This is a genomic window from Paenibacillus sp. 01T422, from assembly GCF_056398785.1.
The window spans coordinates 1-2,919 of the sequence record NZ_JBFTQB010000832.1 but is presented as its reverse complement, the minus strand read 5'-3'; the positions used below and the strand labels follow the sequence as shown (position 1 = coordinate 2,919).

Genomic DNA, 2,919 nt, shown 5'->3' with positions numbered 1-2,919 from the left:
GTGTTGACCCCCTAAGTAGTAAATAAAATGAGTGATAAATAAATTAATGCGACGCGTGCATCCGTTGGAAAATGATATACGAACCGTCGGAAGAGGCGGTGGAAACTCTGCCTTTGCCCCAGCCCACGTTCTGTTTGTAACTGCCCATTATGCCATCTTGAACTAACTCGCCTTCGTCGACTTTCGTCTTTTCTTCAGCCACTGGTGATACATACAAGGCGTCTGTCGGGCAATATAATTCGCACATGAAGCAGCTCTGGCAATCCGACTGTCTGGCGATGACAGGAATATCTCCCTGGACCTTTTCAAACACATTCGTCGGGCATACGGAAACGCACTGATTGCAGCTTATGCAGCGATCTTTACTTAAAAGTTCTATCATTACACAACAGCCTCCTTAATCACCTTTGGCTGGGCTCCATCCACTAAAGGCTTCGCCCATGTTTTATCCAAACCACCGCTCTTAATGCGGTATTTCTGATTCTCATCGATACGCGGGAAATCTTCACGGCGATGCATGCCTCGCGTTTCCTTGCGGTCTAGCCCGCTGGTATACATCCATCTCGCCGTAGCTGTCATGGCTGCTGCTTCGCGAACACGAACGACATTGCCATCCCTGGCTTGAATGCCCTGTTTCAGTTCATTCCACAGGTGATCCAAGCGCCCCAGAGAGCTCTGCAAACCCTCCCMTGTCCGGAACCAGTTGCGGTCATATGGGAAGACTTCATCTTGAACCGCTTTGATAATTTCTTGCGTATCAAGTGCTCCCGCTTTCGTCGTTGCCTGAGTCGGAACGCCAGTCGCTTCTGATAAACCTTTGGCTTTGCGATCGCTAGCCCCTACGCCTAATTTAAGCGCATATTTGGCTGCTGCCTCACCTGAGAAATAGCCCGATGACATCGCCCAAGCCGCATTGTGGCTGCCGCCGCCCGTAAATCCACCGCAAATTAGCTCCCTCGTCGCGGCATCTCCTGCCGCATAAAGGCCAGGTACTTCCGTCGCGCATGTTTCATCAATAATATGAATCCCGCCGGTTCCCCGCACGGTCCCTTCGAATCTCAGCGTCACCGGAAACTTATGTGTGAAAGGGTCAATGCCCAAGCGATCAAAGGATAAAAAGAAGTTGGGTTGAGCCTGTCTCATCGCCTTTTTGATAATTTCATCCGCTTTATCTATGCGTGCAAAAACAGGTTGCGTCAGCAGCGTTTTGGCAATGACTGAACGACCTCTCTGCGAGCCAGCCCCTTCAATTACCGTGCCATCCTCATAATAAAACGTGGCCCAAGTATAGAAGGCTGATTTGGTTACTGGAGAAAATGCTGGCGCTAACGAGTAAGCCGTGGAGAACTCCATCCCGGATAAGCTCGCTCCAGCCTCTGCGGCAAGCAAGTACCCGTCGCCGGTTAATACATTCGTGCCGAGCGCCTTACTTAGAAACGCGCAGCCGCCTGTTGCAATGACGACCGATGCAGCATCAACGCGCCATGTGTCTTTGGTTTGATTGTTCACTCCGGTTGCTCCTGCCACACCATGCTCATCGGCGAGCAGCTCCAGCGCGGGACTGTGGTCGAGAATGCGAACACCCGCTTTCTGCACCTGTTTGCGCATTAAACGCATGTATTCGGGTCCTTGCAGACTTTTCCGATGTGAAGTACCTGTTTCGTCCAGCGGGAACGGGTACCCCCATGCTGCAATTTGATTCGTATTGCTATATGTTTGATTTAATACCCTCTTCATCCAACCGCGATCCGCGAGATATCCCCCAAGCGCCTCTCTGCTCTTCATCGCTGCTTCACGCTCTTCGGCGGTTGGATTGACATACCACAACCCTGTTCCCGATGGCGCTGTTGCACCGCTCGTGCCGCAATAACCTTTATCCACGAGTACTACCTTAGCTCCTTCTTTGGCAGCTGTAATCGCCGCCCATGCTCCCGAAGGCCCGCCACCGATAATGAGTACATCCGCCTGTAATTGCAAATCAAATTGAGCCATCTTATAAGCCTCCCTTAACTCCTCGTTTTCTCTACTTCACTAAATTGAAAAAGCTTCCGCAGCAGTTTTCGCTGTCTCAAAGGGTTGTTTCACGAGCAATCGATCCAAAATAACTTTCTCAAAATAAGCAAAACCGCTATCATGCTCCCTTGGTCTGGCAAGCGATATTTTCAAATCCAGCCCTATCTTTCCATCTTCGATAACAATGACTCTGTCCGCTAACGCTACGGCTTCACTTACATCATGTGTGACAAGCAAAACTGTGAATTGCTTCTCCAGCCAAAGCTGCTCGATAAGCTGCTGCATTTCAATGCGGGTTAACGCATCCAAGGCGCCTAGCGGCTCATCTAAAAGCAGCAACCTTGGATTTCCGGCTAGCGCCCTAGCAAGTGCCACCCTTTGTCGTTGTCCTCCAGACAGCACAGCTGGCCAGTCATCCTTTTTATGTTCAAGACCAACTTGCTGCAGCGCCTTAAAAGCAATCTCCTTATCACCGGATTTAATCCCAATCCGAACATTATCTATATTCTTTTTCCAGGGAAGGAGCCGATGTTCTTGAAAAAGCACACGCGTGTCTTTGTGCACGCCTTGAATGCCTTGAGCATCTAGCATAATGGCTCCACTCGTCGCCTCATCCAAGCCTGCTATAAGGCGGAGTAGCGTGCTTTTGCCGCATCCGCTGCGGCCCACAATCGCAACAAATTCTCCTTGCTTAATGTTTAGATCAATACCTGAGAGCACTCGTGTTGCACCAAAAGACTTGTTCACGTTTCGAATATGAAGCTGAGTACCTCCAACCTTACTCATAAGAATCCCCTCCTTTTTAAGCTTTGTGAATATAATTGTGATGCCATTTCAACCAGCGATTCTCGAAAAACTTGGCGACTAAATCCGAAAGCTTCCCTAATACGGCGTATAGAATGACAC

The 2,919-nt window shown here is 49.7% G+C and carries 2 protein-coding genes and 1 pseudogene; all 3 read right to left on the bottom strand.

Annotated elements, in window-relative coordinates; all coding sequences use genetic code 11:
- Nucleotides 1-43: 43 nt before the first annotated feature.
- Nucleotides 44-382 (bottom strand): 4Fe-4S binding protein, encoded by a 339-nt coding sequence (locus AC1DUA_RS32060; RefSeq protein ID WP_477503587.1) that lies wholly within the window; start codon nt 380-382, stop codon nt 44-46.
- On the bottom strand, nt 382-1,992 hold the full coding sequence (locus AC1DUA_RS32055; RefSeq protein ID WP_477503586.1) for an FAD-dependent oxidoreductase: 1,611 nt from the start codon (nt 1,990-1,992) through the stop codon (nt 382-384). The genes AC1DUA_RS32060 and AC1DUA_RS32055 overlap by 1 nt, the downstream gene beginning before the upstream one ends.
- A 39-nt stretch (nt 1,993-2,031) precedes the next feature.
- Nucleotides 2,032-2,700, bottom strand: a pseudogene (locus AC1DUA_RS32050) (ATP-binding cassette domain-containing protein); the annotation flags it as partial.
- Nucleotides 2,701-2,919: the final 219 nt, after the last annotated feature.